Raw genomic sequence first — 481 nt, 5'->3', positions numbered from 1 at the left:
CCGAGCGCGGCTACCTGCGCGAGATCGGCAACATCCTGTTCCACCTCTCCCTGATCGGCGTGCTCGTGTTCATGGCCTACGGCGGGATGACCAAGTACACGGGGCAGAAGATCATCGTGGAGGGGGAGGGCTTCGCCAACAACCTCGTCGCCTACGACTCCTTCACCCCCGGCGCGTACTTCAGCCCGGACGCCCTGCAGCCGTTCTCCCTCACCCTGGACTCGTTCGACGCCGTGTTCGAGCGGCAGTCGGAGACCCACTACGGCCAGCCGCTGGACTCCACCGCCGTGATGGAGGTCCGCCAGGGCACCGAGGCCGAGCCGCACCAGGAGGTCCTCAAGGTCAACCATCCGCTGAGCATCGACGGCGTGCGCGTCTACCTCGTGGGCAACGGCTACGCGCCCGTGGTCACCGTCCGCGACGGCAACGGCGACATCGCGTTCCAGGGCCCGGTGGTCACCCGCGTGTTCGACCAGAACTA

The 481-nt window shown here is 67.2% G+C and carries 1 protein-coding gene; it reads left to right on the top strand.

Annotation, left to right across the window (positions count from 1 at the left end):
• Positions 1-481: cytochrome c biogenesis protein ResB (locus AB0N07_RS51710; protein WP_365848033.1), on the top strand; the 481-nt coding region annotated here is incomplete at both ends.

Origin of the sequence: Streptomyces sp. NPDC051172, from assembly GCF_040682555.1 — a bacterium.
Lineage (GTDB): Bacteria > Actinomycetota > Actinomycetes > Streptomycetales > Streptomycetaceae > Streptomyces.
The sequence above is the reverse complement of the archived record's forward strand: the minus strand, read 5'-3'. Positions and strand labels throughout refer to the sequence as shown.